The organism is Campylobacter concisus, from assembly GCF_015230035.1.
GTDB classification, from domain to species: domain Bacteria; phylum Campylobacterota; class Campylobacteria; order Campylobacterales; family Campylobacteraceae; genus Campylobacter_A; species Campylobacter_A concisus_BK.
The window spans coordinates 59,939-76,085 of sequence record NZ_JAAKZD010000002.1 but is presented as its reverse complement, the minus strand read 5'-3'; the positions used below and the strand labels follow the sequence as shown (position 1 = coordinate 76,085).

The following is a 16,147-nucleotide window of genomic DNA, read 5'->3' as shown; positions in this document are numbered from 1 at the left end:
TTTATAATCATTATACATCACTTATTAGAAAATGTGGATAAATAATAATAAATTTGCCCTAAATTTACGTTAGAATCGTTACTGCAGAATTTCTTATTGATATAAAATTTCAAATTTGCTTCAGTAAATTTTTTGTAAATAAGCTCAAGCAAAGTCTTATTTTGAAAAACTCCGCCGCTTAGCAAAATCTCTTTTTTCTCATTTTTGGAAATTTCAAAAATAATATCAGCCATGCCATTTATAAATGCCGTTGCCGCCACTCTTGGCTCATCTTTTAAAGCATTTTTAAAAGCCTCTTTAAAGCCGATAACTCCGTCATTTAGGCTAAATTTGTAACACGCATCTAAATTTTTATCATAAAGCGCCTCAAGCCTCATGCCGCTTTCGCCCTCAAAACTCGAGTGAGATATGCCACATATTATCGCACCAAATGCGTCAAATATCCTACCAACAGAGCTAGTTTTTACTAAATTTAGCCCCTTTTGCTCCATCATCTTGAAATTTCGAAGTACCTTTTCATCAAAATTTACTAAAAATTTACGCCCCTCGTCCTCAAGCTCATACTTCAAAATAATCGAATAAGCGATGAGATAGATATTTTTTATGCTATTTTCGCCGCCAAATAAGCTAAATTCATCAAAGTGATAAACTCTTTTGTAGCTATTTTTATCCAGCCTAAAAATCTCGCCACCCCAAATTTTGCCGTCCTCTGCGTATCCTGTGCCGTCAAAACAAAATCCAAGATACTCTTTATCTGGCAAATCATTTTCAAATATCACACTTAGCAAATGCGCGTAGTGGTGCTGCAGATGAACTAGCTCAAAGCCCTGATCTTTCGCCCATTTTGTATTTAAAAAATTTGGATGCAAATCAGCTATGACCTTGTCTATCTTTAGATCATAAGTAGTTTCAAAAAGGGTGAAAATGTCCTTAAACCTATCAAAAGTCGCCACGTTTTTTAGATCGCCGATATATGGACTAACCATCAAAAGACCGTCTTTGTAGATGCAAAATGAGCTTTTTAGCTCCGCTCCAAGGGCTAAAAATGTCCCTTTTTGCTTGAAATTTGTATGTATGAAATTTGGATTTAGCCCTCGGCTCGTCCTTGTAAAAATGACTTCTTCACCAACGCAAAATGCGATACTATCGTCACTTGGTGAGTAAATTTCTCGGTCGTGATCAAGATAAAAGTCTATGACGTCGCCTAGTTTTTCCCTTAGCTCGCTCTCGTCTTTTATAACGACTTCGCCTGAGATGTTTGCGCTAGTTGCGATGATGTCGTGTTCTAAGTGGTCAAAAAGCAAAAGATGTATGCCACTAAATGCAAGCATAACGCCAAGCTTATTTAAATTTGGAGCTACGCTTTTTGCGATATTTGAGCCATTTTTTGCTTCAAGCAAGACGATCGGCTTTAAATTTGAAGTAAGAAGCTTCGCCTCAGCCTCTGAAATTTGCGCTATCTCTCTAGCGTTTTGTAAATTTTTACTCATTAGAGCAAAAGGCTTGCTTGGGCGATGTTTTCTAGCTCTTAGCTCGCAAACTGCGGCTTCATTTGTCGCGTCGCAAACTAGATGAAAGCCACCAAGCCCCTTAATGGCTAAAATTTTGCCCTTGTTTATGAGCCTAGCCGCCTCTTTTGTCGCTTCGTTCTCACTAGCCAAGACTTTGCCAAATTTATCTTTTAGATATAGCTTTGGTCCGCAGTTTGGGCAAGAGATCGGCTCTGCGTGGTAGCGGCGATTAAGCGGGTCTTTGTACTCGCTCTCGCAAAATTCGCACATCTTAAACTCGCTCATCGTCGTATTTACCCTGTCATAGGGCAAGGCTTTGATGATGGAAAATCTCGGTCCGCAGTTGGTGCAGTTTATAAATGGATATTTGTAGCGTGGGTTTGTGGGGTCATAAAACTCGCGCAAGCAGTCATCACAAAGTGCGTAATCAGGCAAAATAGGCGCTTGTTTGGTGGCTGATTTTGAGGCGATGATCTCAAGCTTTTCATAAATTTGATCTATCTTAAATTTATGTAACTCATCGATCCTAGCAAGGGCTGGTAGCTTCTCATAAAGCTCCTTTTCAAAAGCCAAAAAGCTAGCCTCTTCGCCGCTAAAATTTAGCTTCACACCCTCATCATCGTTGTAAATTTCGCCAACTAGCTTAAAATTATGCGCCAAAGTATAGACAAAAGGTCTAAAACCAACGCCTTGAACTAAGCCTTTGATCTCATATCTAAAGCTTGATCTCAACGCCAAATCCGGGGTCAAAATTTGTTTTTATATTTGGGTTTAGGTGTTTTTTTATCAAGTTGCTAACTACCTTATTATAAAATAAATCCCCGCTTAAAGTAACATTTTTGATCTTAAATTTATCTCGTTTTTCATAGCTAAAATCGCTCAAAAAATGCGCCAAAGACTCGGTGCAACCAAAGCTGATATTCTTCTCTCCAGCGCCAGCAAGGATAAATGAAATAATACTTTTTACAAACTTAACCCCGTCTAAACCAAAGTCATCTTTCATCTTATAATCGATCCTAACGCCCTTTTGACCGCTAAAATCGCTTGCCATAAGGAGCAAATTCTCCCCTGCTTTTTTAAACTCATCACTTAAGCCAAGCAAGCGTCCAGCTATGCAAAATAGCGAGAAAAAGCTAGCGTTTGAGCTAAATTTACCACTTGGCAGGGCGCGTTCTTTACTAAAGTTTTCAAGTAGTCTTTCGCCGCTCTCATCAGCTCTTATAAGCTCATAAATTTCTTCAAAGCTGCTAAATTTTGGTAAAAATAGAAGCTGCGTTTTGCTTGATTTTGAAAGCAGGCAAATTTCATCATCGCTAAATTTGCTAAATTTAAGCCCCAAAGCCACCTCGCCCAAATAGCTAAGCTCAAATTCCTCATCTTTTGTATAAAAAAATGGGCTTAAAAGCGCGCTGTTTTCAAGCAAAGCAAGCCTTGAAAGGGCGTTTTTTTGCTCCTTTACAGTAACGCTTAAAAAGCTAAAGCCCTCTTTGTTTAGCTGCTCGCAAAGGGCGTAAAGAAAAAGATCATTTGGCGCCATCACGTCAAAAAACAGCGGTGCGCTCTCGTGATTTTGCCTATAAATGGCTGTCGTTTTTAGTGCCAAAAGTGGCTTTTCAAAGCTAGCAAGCGCGATCTGCGCCCTATCGTCGGCTATGAAAATTTTTGGTAGCTGCTTTAAATTTACAGGCATCAAGAAATTTGCATCAAAATTTACCCCAAGGGAAATTTCATATAAATTTTCATCTTGCTCTATGCAAATGCTCTTGCCGTTTTTTAATAAATTTAGGCAGGTTTTTAGCTTTTCATTAAAATTATCAAGCGTTATCTCGCCATCAAATTTGCTCAAAGAGAGCACGCCACTTTCATTTAAAATAGCCTTGCCATTAGCCAAAAATGCCGCCGCTTGAGATGGGCTAAGCGTGCCAAATTTTATCTCTTTAATCTCACCTGCCACGTCAAGCTCATCTGCCACATCAACCTCACTATGCTTTATAAAAAGGCTATAAGGTAAAACAGCACTTGCTCTGTCTGCTAGGGCGCTAAGCTCATTGGCAGAGCCACTTACTTTTAGGTAAATTTGATCATCTTTACAGCTTATAGAGTGCTTAAGCTCCCCAGCTAATGAGCGTAAAAATGGCGCCAAAAAGGCTGGGTCTTTAAAGCAGTCAAATTTAAAAGCAAGTATCATTTTAAACCTTTTTTGGCGTAGTCATAGAGGGTGTCGTTTAGGGTAAAATTTGCCACCTTTTCGCACTTAAAATCAAGCTCTTTTAAGTGATCAAGCAGCGTTTTTTCTAGGATATTAGAAGCTTTTATCACTTCATCTGAGAGGCTAAAATTTGATGACTCTATGCGGCTAGGCACGATTCCTAAAATTTTGGTTGTCGGTCTGTCGCCTGCAAGCTCCATTAGATGAAGAGTCTGAAGCATCTCGATCTCGTGAGCCGAGCCGTCCCAGCTGATAAAATTTGGTACGTTTAGAAAGTCGAAAAAATAAACATCGCCCACGCTTGCGCCATTTGCGCTAATGCAATCAACGACGATAAGATAGTCAAATTCGCTTATGATGTGAGTTAGAGCGAGGGCTAAAGTGCCCCCGTCCATTAGAGTAAGCTCGTTTTTAGAACTTGTAAATTTATAGTTTTTAGCCATCAAATTTACAAAATGAACACCTATACCCTCATCAGCAAACATCACGTTGCCAATGCCAAGAACTAGCACTCTCATCAGTGTTCTTTTACAAATTTATAGCCACTAACGATGGCGTCCATCGCTCCATTTTTGCCTTTAACGGCGTTAAATATCGCCATATAAACGTGAATAGGCACAAATATCATGATGATCCACATGCAAATTCTATGTATCGTTCTAACATTTGCTAGCCCACCCATAAGCTCTTCAAAGTATCTCGCTGGCTCGTAGATCGCTCCGCCAAGTCCATTGTGATAAACGTGAGCGTAAAGCACTAGGCCAGTTAGGCAGATGAGTGCCAAGATGACGTAAAAGAAAAAGTATGAGGCAAACTGCAATGGGTTATAAACACCCCTTAAATGCGGGTGTGGCCCCATAAAGATGTAGTATTTTATCTGCGCTATCCAAACTTTTGGACTTAAAAAGTCAAGCACACTCATCCACTCTTTTTTGCTGTGTTTGTCAAAGACAAATAGATAGAATTTAAAGATAAATACCGCTATTAGCACAAAGCCAGCAACCTGGTGCGCCAAACGCCACTTTGCTTGCATGAAATTTGTAGGCTCGCTCGTGATCTCTGGGCTCATAAAGACATAAGAGATGTAGTAGCCGCTCACAATCAAAAGCGTGATAGCTATAAATCTAATCCAGTGTGTCAGCCTAACGCCGATGGAGAATTCATATTCGCTGATCCTGTCAGGATTTTTATGTGACATCTTTTCTCCTTACAAATTTGGATTTATCTTATAAGTACTCAAATCATTTCCCTTCGTATCCATAACATGCACGGCACACGCGATGCAAGGGTCGTAAGAGTGAATTTTTCGTATTATCTCAAGTGGTTTTGAAAGATCAGCGATCTTCATACCAACTAAGCACGCCTCGTAGCTGCCCATTTGACCTTTGGCGTCTTTTGGAGAGGCGTTCCAAGTGCTTGGCACGACTGCTTGCCAGTTTGAAATAACGCCATCTTTTATGCGGCACCAGTGGCTTAGCGCACCTCTTGGAGCGTTGCCTTTGAAGTGACCTTTATACTCTTTGCTATTGTTTATGACATATTTTGTGCAGGTCTCTTGATCTGTCTTTAAATTTTCGATCAAGGCATTAAATGCGTCCATCGTGTGCTCTGCGACCACTTTTGCTTCAAGCATACGAGCAGCGGTTCTACCTAGAGTTGAAAAGACTGCGCTTAGTGGCAAGCCACTCTTTGCTAAAAACTCATCGACTACCTTTTTAACTCTCTCGTTGCCTTTAGCGTAGTTTATGACGATGCTTGCGATCGGTCCTACTTGCATAGGCATGCCATCATATCTTGGCGCTTTGATCCAGCTATATTTGCCCTTTGTGTCAAAAAGCTTGCTGTGAGCTAGCTTGCCCTCGCCGTCTATGCTCTCGCCATCAACAAGGCCTGTGTAGTTTGCCTCTGTCTCGCCGTCATATGGGTGAAGCGCTTTGTCATTTTTATACCAAGCTCTTGTCGCCTCTTCTGTGATCTTGTCTTCGTCTATGTCATAAACTTTGCTAAGATCGCCATTTAAGATGATACCGCCTTTAAATAGATGGTCATTTTTGCCGATCAAAAACTCATCGTAGCAGAATAAATTTGATACGCCAACGTCGTTTAGAACGCTTGGCTCGTTTGCATAAGCCTTAGCAGCCATCAAAATATCTGGGTAGTAAGCTCTATCAACGAATTCTTTGATCTCAGCAAATTTGCTCATATATTCGCCCATTCTAGCTGGATCCATAAGGTCCATCACGCAGGTCACGCCGCCAACTGTTAGGCTTTGTGGGTGTGGGTTTTTCGCGCCAAAGATAGCCATCATCTGAGCTGCTGTTCTTTGGATTCTAAGGCACTCAAGGTAGTGAGAGAGGACGATTAAATTTTGCTCTGAAGTAAATTTATATGTGCTATGTCCCCAGTATGCGTTGGCAAATGGTCCAAGGTTGCCCTTTTTAACAAAGGCTTCAACCCTCTCTTTTACCTCTTTTAGCTTGTCAGCTCCTGTTGCAAATGGCGTGCTTGTGTATTTAAACGCCTCCTCGCTAGCCTTATGCACGTCTGCGCTTAGTGCAGAGACGACATCCGCCCAGTCCATGCCGTGAAGCTGATAAAAGTGCACGATGTGATCGTGAAGATATAAAGCTGCATTCATGAGCGTTCTAGTTAGCTCTGCATTTAGTGGAGGCTTGATGCCAAGGGCGTCCTCAACTGCGACTATGCCTGCTCGGTAGTGTGAGTATGTGCAAACGCCACAAATTCTTTGCATAAAAAAGCCAGCATCTCTTGGGTCTCTGTTTTTTACTATCTGCTCTAAGCCCCTCCAAAGAGTTGAGCCAGAGTAAGCCTCTTTTACAACGTTGTTTTCATCTACGACAACTTCTATTCTTAAGTGCCCTTCGATACGTGTTATAGGGTCTATTACTATTCTTTTTTCACTCATTTTTTCGCCTTATTCTTTATCTTTACTCATACAAGCTAGTGCAGCGTGAGCCGCTATACCGATACCTGCTAGAGCTAAAATTCCAATGCCTATTTTATCACTTACATTATCAGCGCCAAGCCCTAAAACAGTGTCAAATAGCCTATCAGCCATCGGCTCTTCAAAAGGCCCCATCGTATCCCAGAAGTCTGGCTCTGAGCAGCCTATACAGCCGTGACCTGCCTGAACTGGCCATGATGTGTGCTGGTTAAATCTCTCGCGTGAGCAGTTATTAAATGTATATGGACCTTTACAGCCTACTTTATATAAGCAGTAGCCATTTTTTGCACCCTCGTCGCCAAAGCTTTGGACAAACTCGCCTGCGTCAAAGTGTCCGCGTCTCTCGCAAAGATCGTGAATTCTTAAGCCATAAGCCCATTTTGGTCTGTTATAAACATCAAGTGCAGGCAAAGTGCCAAATAGCAAGTAGTGAAGCACGTTGCCAACGATGTTTTTCTCGCTTGGAGGACAGCCTGGCACGTTTATGACTGGCTTGTCAGTCACCTTTGAAAGACCGACTGAATTTGTTGGATTTGGCTTAGCTGCTTGAATACCGCCAAAGCTAGAACAGGTGCCAATGGCAAAGATAGCAGCAGCGTTAGCAGAGGCATTTACAGCGTGAGTTTTGCCGCTTGTGCCGTGAGGTCCGACTGTTAAAAAGTGCTCAGTTGCTCCAGTTGGCACGCCACCCTCAACTAGCAAGATGTATCTGCCTTTATATTTTTCTATCGCATGCTCTAAATTTTCTTCAGCCTGCCAGCCAGCAGCTGCCATGATAGTTTCGTGGTATTCAAGGCTTATGTAGTCAAATATAAGGCTATCTATGCTTGGAGCGTCAGTTCTTAATAGGCCCTCGCTACAGCCAGTGCATTCTGCCATGTGAAGCCATATCACAGGGAGCCTATCGCTTAGCTCAGCAGCACGAGCAACCATCGGTGTCATCGCGCTTGGCAATGCCATAAAAGCTGTCATCGCACCAGCCCACTTCATAAAATCACGCCTAGTAAAGCCCTTATCTTTTAAAAGCTGCGCAATACTAGTGTCATTTTTCATCTTAGGCAATGCACTAAGTTCGCTTAAGCGTCTATTTATCTTTTGACGCAAGTCATTATTCATATAAGCTCCTTCGTTAGAAATTTGTTTATTTTGTATCTTATCTTTTTTAAAGAAGACAAATATTATTTTATTCTATTAATAATTATATTTAAATAAATTTTAAAATAAAATTTTAAATGCCTTGTTATCAATAATCTTAAAATATGCTAAAAAATAATATTTAGTGATAATTTATCCCATTTTGAGAAATGATATGGCAAAAAATCTATTTTTCTGAAAGTAAATATCAATTAAATTTTAATAATTTTTAAAAAGTATAATTTAGTATATTTAAGAAGAAATGACTTTGAAGTATAAATTTTAAAAGCCCAAATGGGTTAAATTTAGGCTTTTAAATTTGCATTAAAATGGCCAGATAGCCTCCATAAGCCTTGTGCCCCAAGGTTTTTTGGTTGATTTGTCTAGCTCGCCCTCAGTTTTATACAAAATTTTGGCGTCAGCTATGTATTTTGAGTCGATTTCGTTGTTTTGCGAGATGTCGTAAGGTCTGATGACGCCACTTACTTGCATGATCTGTTTTTCGCCGTTTATAAGTAGCTCGCGGCTGCCCTCGATAAAGTAGTTGCCGTTGTTTAAGATCTTGATGATCCTAGCTGAGATGGTTGCGGTAAATTTCTCGCTTCTATTGCTAGTGCCACTACCTGTAAATTTATTGCCACCACCTGCTTTAAAGCCGATGTCGCCGTATTTGTTTAGATTATCAGCCACGGTTGAAAGTGGCGCAGCTCCAGCTGTGAAAACGCCTCCGCCAAGCGAAATGGTGCTATCTTTGTTGGTGCTTTTGCTGCCGCTTGAAATTTGACTTGCATTTTCTGAGATGACGATGGTTACGATGTCATTTACATTCATCGCCTTTCTATCTGAAAATAGAGGATTTTCGCCCTTGCCAAAGAGGCTGCCGGCGTTGCTTTGACCGCTGCCACTATCTTTTGAAGGGAGTTGCTCGACATAAACTGGAGGTTTCATATTGATGTGAGGATCTGCACTTGGGGTGCAACCTGTGTAAAAAATGCCCGCAAATGTGACGAGCCAAATCTTTTTATAGTTCATAAAATGCCTTAAAATAAGTATCTTTGTGCTAAGATTAAGCAATTTAAGTTCCCAAAAAGGTCACAAATGAAAAGTTGTTACATTTTTTCAGACAAAAATCTAGCATATTTGCAGGAAATTATAGCTACAAAATTCAAAAAAGTTGAGATCTTTAAGATAACTCCAAACGAAAACGACAAAAAAAATCTAATAAATTTAAATGAAAAGGAGTTTTTTTTAAAATTTATAGATAAATTTGAAGAGCTAAAGGAGAGAAGCGACTTCGTCATAGTCGTTGGCTGTGAGGGCTTTAGCGTCTTTGGCAAGAGCGAGCTAAATTTAAAGCTAGCTAGAAATTTAAACGCTCCAGTCTTTGACGAAAATGCAAGCGAGCTAAGGGCGCTAAATTTAAACTCAAAGCTTCTAATAACTGATAAATTTGATGAAATTTTGAGCTACAAGCACGAGATCATCACGCCATTTAAATTTCAAAGCTTGCTTCTAAAAAGAGCCAAAGCGGCAAACAAAAGCGTCGTTTTGCCTGAAAGTGATGATGAGAGAATTTTAAAAGCGGCTCACATCGTGCTAGAAAAAGGGGCAGCAAATATCATCTTGCTTGGGCTTGAGAGCGAAATTTCAAAAAAAGCAGCCACTTTGGGGCTAAATTTAAGCAAAGCCAAAGTGCTAAACCCAGAGCAAAATGAGCTAACAGATGAATTTGCAAAGAAAATTTATGAGCTAAGAAAGCATAAAGGCGTGGATGAAGCCAAGGCAAACGCACTTGCAAGAGATAAAATTTACTTTGCCACGATGCTAATTCATGAAGGCATAGCTGATGCTTTGGTGAGTGGCGCTACGATGAGCACAGCTGATACGATCCGCCCAGCCCTGCAGATCATAAAGACAAAGCCAAATGTAAGCGTGGTAAGCGGGGCATTTTTCATGGCGCTTGAAGAGGAAATTTTACTCTTTGCAGACTGCGCCGTCACGCCAAATCCAAGCACAGACGAGCTAGCTAGTATCACGCTAAGTAGTGCTCAAACAGCAAGTGCCTTTGGACTTAGCCCAAAGATCGCCATGCTAAGCTACTCAACAGCTGATAGTGGCAGCGGGGCTGACGTGGAGTTTGTAAAAGAGGCAGCCAAAAAAGCGAGCGAGCTTGATGTGAATTTAAAGATTGCAGCGCCAATTCAGTTTGACGCGGCGGTTGATCTAAGCGTGGCTAACAAAAAGATGCCAAATTCCGATGTCGCTGGGCAGGCAAATGTATTTATATTTCCAAATTTAAACTGCGGAAACATCTGCTACAAAGCCGTTCAGCGAAGCGCAAACGCCCTAGCTGTGGGCCCGATACTTCAAGGACTAAAAAAGCCAGTAAATGACCTAAGCCGCGGCTGCCTCGTCGAAGACGTCGTAAATACCATCTTAATAAGCGCGATACAAGCAGGAGAGTGATATGAGAATTCTAGTTTTAAACTCAGGTAGTAGCTCGATAAAATTTCAACTTTTTGAAATGCAGACAAAAACAAGCCTAGCAAGCGGTCTAGTCGAGCAAATCGGCAGCTCTAGCTCAAGGGCGGTGCTAAAGGCAAATGGCGAAGTTTATGAGATAAAACGCTTCATAAAAGACCACCACGACGGACTTGAGGCGATGAACGAGCTCTTTACCACCTCGCATACGCTGCATGATCTAAGCGAGCTTGACGGCATCGGACACAGGATAGTACACGGTGGCGAGAGCTTTTTTAGCTCGATGATCGTTGATGAAAGCGTCATCAAAAAGATCGAGGATATAAGCCCACTAGCCCCACTTCACAACCCAGGGCACCTTGCTGGCATAAAAAACGCGATGAAAGAGAGCAAAAATGTGCCTCACGTGGTCGTTTTTGACACAGTCTTTCATCAAAGCATGCCAGAGTACGCCTACCGCTATGCCCTGCCATACGACGTTTGCAAGACTCACCACATCAGAAAATACGGCTTTCACGGCACATCGCACAGATATGTCTGCAAGCAAGCGGCAAAAATGCTTGGCATAGAGTTTGATAAATTTAACGCTATTTCGCTTCATCTAGGCAACGGCGCCTCAGCTTGTGCTGTGCAAAATGGCAAAAGTATCGACACTTCGATGGGTCTTAGCCCGCTTGAAGGGCTCATAATGGGCACAAGAAGCGGCGATATGGACCCGGCCGTGGTCATCTATCTGCTAAATATCGGCGTTTTAAAGTGGAACGAGATCGATAACTTCTTAAACAAAAAGAGCGGACTTTTTGGAATTTGTGGCTCAAGCGACATGAGAGAGGTCGTAGCCAAGATGCAAAACGACGAACGCGCAAAGCTTGCATTTGATATGTTTTGCTACCGAGTGAAAAAGTATATCGGCTCATACTACGCCATTTTAGGGCGTGTTGATGCGCTCATATTTACTGGCGGCATCGGCGAAAATGCGCCAAATACAAGGCAAAAAATTTGTGATGATCTAAAACATCTTGGTATCCACATCAACCACGAGCTAAATTTCAAAGACATGCGAGGCGAGAGGTGCATAGATGAAGAAGGCGCTAAGATAAAAACGCTCATCATCCCAACCAACGAAGAGCTTGAGATCGCCATAGAGACAGCCAGAGTGATAAAAGAGAGAACGCTTTAAGTATGAAATTTCCACTTGACTGCAAAGATAGTTTTGATAGCTCATTTATCTTTTGGCTAACTCGTTATGTCAAATTTAAACTTAGCTCGCTTTCAAACAAGGAGCTAAGAGACCCAAAGGCGCTTGCAAGTGTAAATTTTTCCCTAAGCCGTGAGATAAAAAATATAGAGCAGCTTGATGGGCTGGTAAAAAGCGCAAGAAATGCAGGGCTAACTGGCATAAATACCTACTTTAACCCGCTTAAAAAGATATATGAGACGATGAAATTTTATGAGCTTAGCAGTCTAAAGCAGATCGATGAAGAGTTACTAAGTGAAATATTAGCAAGCACGACTGGCGGACTAAGTGACGCGAGCAAGAAAAACTACCGAATTTCAGTGATAAATTTCTTTGCCTTTTTAGATAAACAAAACGAAGAGGACGGCAAGGCTCATGTTTTTGATATAAATTTAAAAAACTGGGGCGGCGTTAGTGGCAACAAAGGGCAAAAGCTGCCTGAGTTTATGGGCGAAGAGGAGGTCAAGAAATTTCTTGAAGCGATCGAGGAGAGCGACTTTAAGCAAAACTCAAACCGCAACAAGCTCATCATCAAGGTCATTATCTTTACTGGAATTCGCGTGAGCGAGGCGCTAAATTTAAAGAGAAAAGATATCACTGAAGATGGCGATCTTTTTATCATTAGAATTCGTGGCAAAGGCAACAAATACCGCATAGTAATGATAAAGCGCCACCTAATCGAAGCTCATCTAAACGCAATCGCCATAAACTACATCAACAAAGAGGGCTATCTTTTTATAAACAAAAAAGGCACGAGGCTCACACAGGCTTATGTTAGCCGTATCGTGGAGCAAATTTTATTTAAAGCTGGCATCAGAAAAGAGAAAAATGGCGCTCACATGCTGCGCCACACCTTTGCAACGATGCTTTATAAAAAGCAAAAAGACCTTGTGCTAGTGCAAGAAGCCCTTGGGCATGCGAGCCTAAATACCTCGCGAATTTACACGCACTTTGATAGCGACAAGCTAAAACTCGCCGCCAAAGTGGCTGAGGATCTAGCAAATGAGTAAATTTAAATCAAATTTCATACATCAATAGCGAAAAAACGTAAATTTATCATTTTATTATTGCAGAGCAAGTTGCCAAAGGACTTTGCTCTGCTAAAAATACTAAAAATTTGATGCTAAAAGGCTTGATAAGCTGGTGGATAGCTATCTTAAATTTAAAGTCGCCTATCTTTGTCTTTTGGGTGGGGAGCTTCATCTTTGGTGCGCTTGGCGTAAACCGCTTTATGACAGGGCAAATTTGGCTTGGGGTGCTAAAACTAGCCCTTTTTCTAGCCCATATGATCCTTTTTATAGTCATAACCGGTGCGACACTTGACGCAGTTGCAAACGCCGCTACAAATGAAGATCTGCAAAATGCCTTTAAACTAATCGGAGTAAATACCTTTATAGCTGGTATCTTGGGCATTGTCATAACCATTTGGTGGTTTGTCGATCTTTTTATAACCAGCAGTGCCGTGAGAAAGCAAAATTTAGAAAAAATTTTAAAAGCCATAGACGAGCAAGCCTAAATAATACTTTGTCCTGCGGTATAAATTTAACCCTGCTTATATAAAAAGTGCGTAGTTTTGACGCAAGATGTGTCTTGTCTTTATGCCTATTTTGTATTAGCCGCTTTCATAAGGGCGGCAGTTTAATTTAATTGATGTGAAATTTAGCCTGCTCACAAAGTTAAATTTGACTATTTTTTAGCCTTTTGCTCTTCTAAATTTTCCATAGTTTTATTTGCCTCTTGCTCTTTAAACTCTTCAAAAAGCTCGTCATACCTAGCCTTAGCGTTTTCGTATACGCCAGATGGCAAAGTGATATTTAGATCGTCCTTTAGGCTTAGTACGTCATCGCAGGCGTTTTGATAGCCAAGGTCGCAGCTTTTCATAAAATAACTCACGCCAAGCTCGACATTTGAGTGCTTTTTTAGATCACTATCCATCTGCTCGTTTATCTCTTCATTTACAAACATATCGCCCAAAGCCTCACAAGAAAGCACATCTTTTTGCTCGCAACCATCGTAAAAAATTTCATACGCAGTTGCGTAGTCTCCGGCGTTTCTAGCCTCATTGCCCCTGTCGTAGTCATCGATGTCAAAGCCTGAGGCTAAGCTTAAGATTAAAGCTAAAAAAACTATCTTTTTCATATAAAACTCGGTGCGTCGTTTGAAAATAGTATAAGATCGCCAGCATGCGTGTTTTGGGCTAAAATTTCTTGCATTTTGTTCTTGTCCTTTAGGATGATGATCTTTGGCTTTACGATATGTTTTAGCAGAGTTTGGGCGTTTAGCGAGCTTGTGATGATGACGAGGTCGAAAATTTCATTTATCACCTTAGCCAAATTTGCATTTTGCTCCGCATCGCTCTCAACGATACCAGGTGTTAGTAGCACTTTTCTACCAGCGTAGGTGCTTACAAGCTCGTAGCTTGCGCTCATGCCTGAGAAATTTCCATTAAAACTATCATCGATTATCAGCTTGCCGCCAGCCTCGATCTTGCTTAGGCGGTGCTCGACGTTTTTCATTTTAGATAGCGCACCATCTATCGCTTCATCGCTCATTTTTAGGTATCTTGCCACCTTGATGCAAACGGCTAAATTTGTAGCGTTAAATTTACCAAGTAGCGGAGAGGCGTAGTTTTTGCCATCAAGCGTAAATGAAATTCCATCTAAATTTGCGTTTATATCCTTTAGACTCTCATCGTAAATTTCTAAATTTTGGCTTGGCTCTTTTTTTGTCGAGCTATGTAAAAATGCCATTTGCAAGCGAGCGCTTTGCAACGCCTCGAGCTTTGTCGCGCGGATATTATCAAGCGTTTTAAAATACTCAATGTGTTGCGCGCCGATCTCGCCAACGATGACGATTTGTGGATTTAGAAATTTAGTGATCTCTAGGATGTCACCCTTTAGTCTAGCGCCTGCTTCAGCGATGTAAATTTGCGTTTGCTCGCTTAAATTTTCGTTTATATCTTTGATAATGCCAGCCATTGTATTTACGCTGCGAGGCGTTTTGTAGCAGACAAAGCTATCTTTTAAAATTTCAAATAAGAAATTTTTGATGCTCGTTTTGCCGTAGCTTGCGGTGATTAAAATAATCTTTAGCTCTTTGTTTGCGCCAAGTTTTTTAAGCGCCTTGTTTTTAAAGCCTTGAAATTTGATCTTTTCTAAAATTTCACTAAAAAATAGGCTCACGACCAAGACAAAAAGTGGCATCGGAGCCAAAAACGCCTTGTGAATGATGAAATTTAAAGCATAGTTTAAGATGATAGCGCAAGCAAGGATCGCAAAAAAATGCTTGATCCTAGCGGTAAAGACTAGCTTTTTATCAAGTTTTTTATGCCAAAGATAAAGAGCTGGCAAAAGTGCAAAGTAAAAATAGATAAAAAACCACTTGCCAGTCGTGTAAAATAGCACCAAAGGCACTATAAAGAAAAAGACGTGCCAAGCGGGCTTTGTAAAGTGAAAGAGCACGCGCTCAGGCCTATATGAAAACCACTGAAAGCAAGTGATCACATAAAAAGCAAGCGCAAAGATAAATAAAACCGTGCTTATGCTTAAAAATATACTCATCTTATCTCCTCAGTCCCGCTCTCATCGTCATCTAGCACGACATTTTTTGCTTCATTTGGCTCAAATTTTATCCCTTTTTCTATCTCGTCACTTATAAATTTAGCGTGAAGCAAAAAGAAAAAGTGATCGCCACTAAGCGGGAAAAATGAGCTATTTTTGATGAGTCTATCTATGCCCTCGCCGCTTGTTACAGGCGTTGCCTTGTCGTTTTCTCCCCAAAATATAAAAGCCCTGCCCCAAAAATCGGCAAAATGCTTTGTAAAATCCTCATCAACGACGTTTTTTAGGGTTTCATACATCACTCTGCTCATGCCGCTCACATCTTTTGTGGCAAAGAGTTTGTAAAATTTACCAAAGCCAAATATCTTTAAAATTTTAAAAATTGCTATCTTTGCTCGCACGATAAATGGCTTTTTGACGACTATGCCAGCAGAGCTTAAAAGCACTAGATATGGCGGTTTTAGAAGTGTTGCGACCTTGCCGCCAAAGCTATGTCCTGCGATGATGTCTGGTTTTATTTGTAGCTCGTCACAGAAATTTGCAACGATTTTTGCGTAGTCACTTGTTCTTAAAGGCTTAAAAATGGAGCTTTTACCAAAGCCTGGCATATCGATATAGACGTGGCAAAACTCGCTTAGATAGTGCCCAAAAGCCTTTTTCATTATCTCTTTATTAGCACCCCAGCCGTGCAAGAAGAGCACTACCTTTTTGCATTTTGGATTTACTACTTCGTAGCTGATCTCGTACTCGTCTGAGCCGTATTTGACTGCTCTACTCGCCATCGTTTTCTCTCTTTTTAGCAGCGTAAATGCTCTCAAGCACGCTTACAGCCTCGCAAAGGCGCTCATACTCCTCCATATTTAAAAGGACAGCTTCAAATTTATTGTTTTTAACGATGACAGCGCGCTTTAGTTCGCTAGCTCCCACGCGTGAAAGCACTGAGCTAAAATTTCTAACCACCTCGGTTGCCGTATAAATTTCATCTTTTGTAAAAGTTACCATTGTCGCTCTTTATGTAAAATTTTACGTAAAATATCACAAACTACTTTA

General features: G+C 40.9%; 15 protein-coding genes. 4 read left to right on the top strand and 11 right to left on the bottom strand.

Going from position 1 to position 16,147, the window contains the following annotated elements; all coding sequences use genetic code 11:
• Positions 1–17: 17 nt before the first annotated feature.
• From hypF to flgH, 7 genes are all read right to left on the bottom strand, one after another.
• Positions 18–2,243, bottom strand: a complete 2,226-nt coding sequence (gene hypF / locus G6W41_RS01600; protein ID WP_194170415.1) for a carbamoyltransferase HypF — start codon at positions 2,241–2,243, stop codon at positions 18–20.
• Positions 2,227–3,699: a hypothetical protein gene (locus G6W41_RS01595; RefSeq protein WP_194170414.1), complete on the bottom strand. Its 1,473-nt coding sequence runs from the start codon at positions 3,697–3,699 to the stop codon at positions 2,227–2,229. Before G6W41_RS01595 ends, hypF begins: the two co-directional genes overlap by 17 nt.
• Complete coding sequence (locus G6W41_RS01590; RefSeq protein ID WP_194170413.1) at positions 3,696–4,238, bottom strand: HyaD/HybD family hydrogenase maturation endopeptidase; 543 nt, start codon at positions 4,236–4,238, stop codon at positions 3,696–3,698. The genes G6W41_RS01595 and G6W41_RS01590 overlap by 4 nt, the downstream gene beginning before the upstream one ends.
• Entirely contained in the window at positions 4,238–4,918 is a 681-nt protein-coding gene (gene cybH, locus G6W41_RS01585; RefSeq protein WP_021087640.1) for a Ni/Fe-hydrogenase, b-type cytochrome subunit, read from the bottom strand. Before cybH ends, G6W41_RS01590 begins: the two co-directional genes overlap by 1 nt.
• A 9-nt stretch (positions 4,919–4,927) precedes the next feature.
• Positions 4,928–6,646: a nickel-dependent hydrogenase large subunit gene (locus G6W41_RS01580; protein ID WP_194170412.1), complete on the bottom strand. Its 1,719-nt coding sequence runs from the start codon at positions 6,644–6,646 to the stop codon at positions 4,928–4,930.
• Positions 6,647–6,655: 9 nt separating this feature from the next.
• A complete protein-coding gene (locus tag G6W41_RS01575; RefSeq protein ID WP_002940950.1) occupies positions 6,656–7,801 on the bottom strand; it encodes a hydrogenase small subunit in 1,146 nt (381 codons plus the stop codon).
• Positions 7,802–8,143: 342 nt separating this feature from the next.
• Positions 8,144–8,851 carry a flagellar basal body L-ring protein FlgH gene (gene flgH / locus G6W41_RS01570; RefSeq protein ID WP_002940928.1) on the bottom strand — a complete coding sequence of 236 codons (708 nt, stop codon included), beginning with the start codon at positions 8,849–8,851 and terminating at the stop codon, positions 8,144–8,146.
• A 66-nt stretch (positions 8,852–8,917) separates the two neighbouring features.
• Here flgH and pta point away from each other — a divergent pair, with 66 nt between their 5' ends.
• The 4 genes from pta (at position 8,918) to G6W41_RS01550 (ending at position 13,053) form a co-directional block, all read left to right on the top strand.
• Positions 8,918–10,285, top strand: a complete 1,368-nt coding sequence (pta, locus tag G6W41_RS01565) for a phosphate acetyltransferase (RefSeq protein WP_194170411.1) — start codon at positions 8,918–8,920, stop codon at positions 10,283–10,285.
• A 1-nt stretch (position 10,286) separates the two neighbouring features.
• Positions 10,287–11,480 (top strand): acetate kinase, encoded by a 1,194-nt coding sequence (locus G6W41_RS01560; protein WP_194170410.1) that lies wholly within the window; start codon positions 10,287–10,289, stop codon positions 11,478–11,480.
• Between the two features lie 2 nt (positions 11,481–11,482).
• Positions 11,483–12,547, top strand: coding sequence for a tyrosine-type recombinase/integrase (locus G6W41_RS01555; RefSeq protein WP_194170409.1), 1,065 nt, complete (start codon positions 11,483–11,485; stop codon positions 12,545–12,547).
• Positions 12,548–12,657: 110 nt separating this feature from the next.
• A complete protein-coding gene (locus tag G6W41_RS01550) occupies positions 12,658–13,053 on the top strand; it encodes an NINE protein (protein ID WP_194170408.1) in 396 nt (131 codons plus the stop codon).
• A gap of 170 nt (positions 13,054–13,223) precedes the next feature.
• Here G6W41_RS01550 and G6W41_RS01545 read toward each other — a convergent pair whose 3' ends face one another.
• From G6W41_RS01545 to G6W41_RS01530, 4 genes are read right to left on the bottom strand one after another with little or no spacing between them, the layout of a single operon-like run.
• Positions 13,224–13,676, bottom strand: coding sequence for a hypothetical protein (locus G6W41_RS01545; protein WP_194170407.1), 453 nt, complete (start codon positions 13,674–13,676; stop codon positions 13,224–13,226).
• Positions 13,673–15,097 (bottom strand): UDP-N-acetylmuramoyl-tripeptide--D-alanyl-D-alanine ligase, encoded by a 1,425-nt coding sequence (locus G6W41_RS01540; RefSeq protein WP_194170406.1) that lies wholly within the window; start codon positions 15,095–15,097, stop codon positions 13,673–13,675. Before G6W41_RS01540 ends, G6W41_RS01545 begins: the two co-directional genes overlap by 4 nt.
• Complete coding sequence (locus G6W41_RS01535; RefSeq protein WP_194170405.1) at positions 15,094–15,879, bottom strand: alpha/beta fold hydrolase; 786 nt, start codon at positions 15,877–15,879, stop codon at positions 15,094–15,096. Before G6W41_RS01535 ends, G6W41_RS01540 begins: the two co-directional genes overlap by 4 nt.
• Positions 15,869–16,099, bottom strand: coding sequence for a type II toxin-antitoxin system Phd/YefM family antitoxin (locus G6W41_RS01530; RefSeq protein ID WP_002942153.1), 231 nt, complete (start codon positions 16,097–16,099; stop codon positions 15,869–15,871). The genes G6W41_RS01535 and G6W41_RS01530 overlap by 11 nt, the downstream gene beginning before the upstream one ends.
• Positions 16,100–16,147: the final 48 nt, after the last annotated feature.

Excerpts from the sequence above, each read along its gene's own strand:
- G6W41_RS01595 (WP_194170414.1), bottom strand. The coding sequence starts at position 3,699 with ATGATACTTGCTTTTAAATTTGACTGCTTTAAAGACCCAGCCTTTTTG.
- G6W41_RS01590 (WP_194170413.1), bottom strand. The coding sequence starts at position 4,238 with ATGAGAGTGCTAGTTCTTGGCATTGGCAACGTGATGTTTGCTGATGAG.
- cybH (WP_021087640.1), bottom strand. The coding sequence starts at position 4,918 with ATGTCACATAAAAATCCTGACAGGATCAGCGAATATGAATTCTCCATC.
- G6W41_RS01580 (WP_194170412.1), bottom strand. The coding sequence starts at position 6,646 with ATGAGTGAAAAAAGAATAGTAATAGACCCTATAACACGTATCGAAGGG.
- G6W41_RS01575 (WP_002940950.1), bottom strand. The coding sequence starts at position 7,801 with ATGAATAATGACTTGCGTCAAAAGATAAATAGACGCTTAAGCGAACTT.
- flgH (WP_002940928.1), bottom strand. The coding sequence starts at position 8,851 with ATGAACTATAAAAAGATTTGGCTCGTCACATTTGCGGGCATTTTTTAC.
- pta (WP_194170411.1), top strand. The coding sequence starts at position 8,918 with ATGAAAAGTTGTTACATTTTTTCAGACAAAAATCTAGCATATTTGCAG.
- G6W41_RS01560 (WP_194170410.1), top strand. The coding sequence starts at position 10,287 with ATGAGAATTCTAGTTTTAAACTCAGGTAGTAGCTCGATAAAATTTCAA.
- G6W41_RS01555 (WP_194170409.1), top strand. The coding sequence starts at position 11,483 with ATGAAATTTCCACTTGACTGCAAAGATAGTTTTGATAGCTCATTTATC.
- G6W41_RS01550 (WP_194170408.1), top strand. The coding sequence starts at position 12,658 with ATGCTAAAAGGCTTGATAAGCTGGTGGATAGCTATCTTAAATTTAAAG.
- G6W41_RS01545 (WP_194170407.1), bottom strand. The coding sequence starts at position 13,676 with ATGAAAAAGATAGTTTTTTTAGCTTTAATCTTAAGCTTAGCCTCAGGC.
- G6W41_RS01540 (WP_194170406.1), bottom strand. The coding sequence starts at position 15,097 with ATGAGTATATTTTTAAGCATAAGCACGGTTTTATTTATCTTTGCGCTT.
- G6W41_RS01535 (WP_194170405.1), bottom strand. The coding sequence starts at position 15,879 with ATGGCGAGTAGAGCAGTCAAATACGGCTCAGACGAGTACGAGATCAGC.
- G6W41_RS01530 (WP_002942153.1), bottom strand. The coding sequence starts at position 16,099 with ATGGTAACTTTTACAAAAGATGAAATTTATACGGCAACCGAGGTGGTT.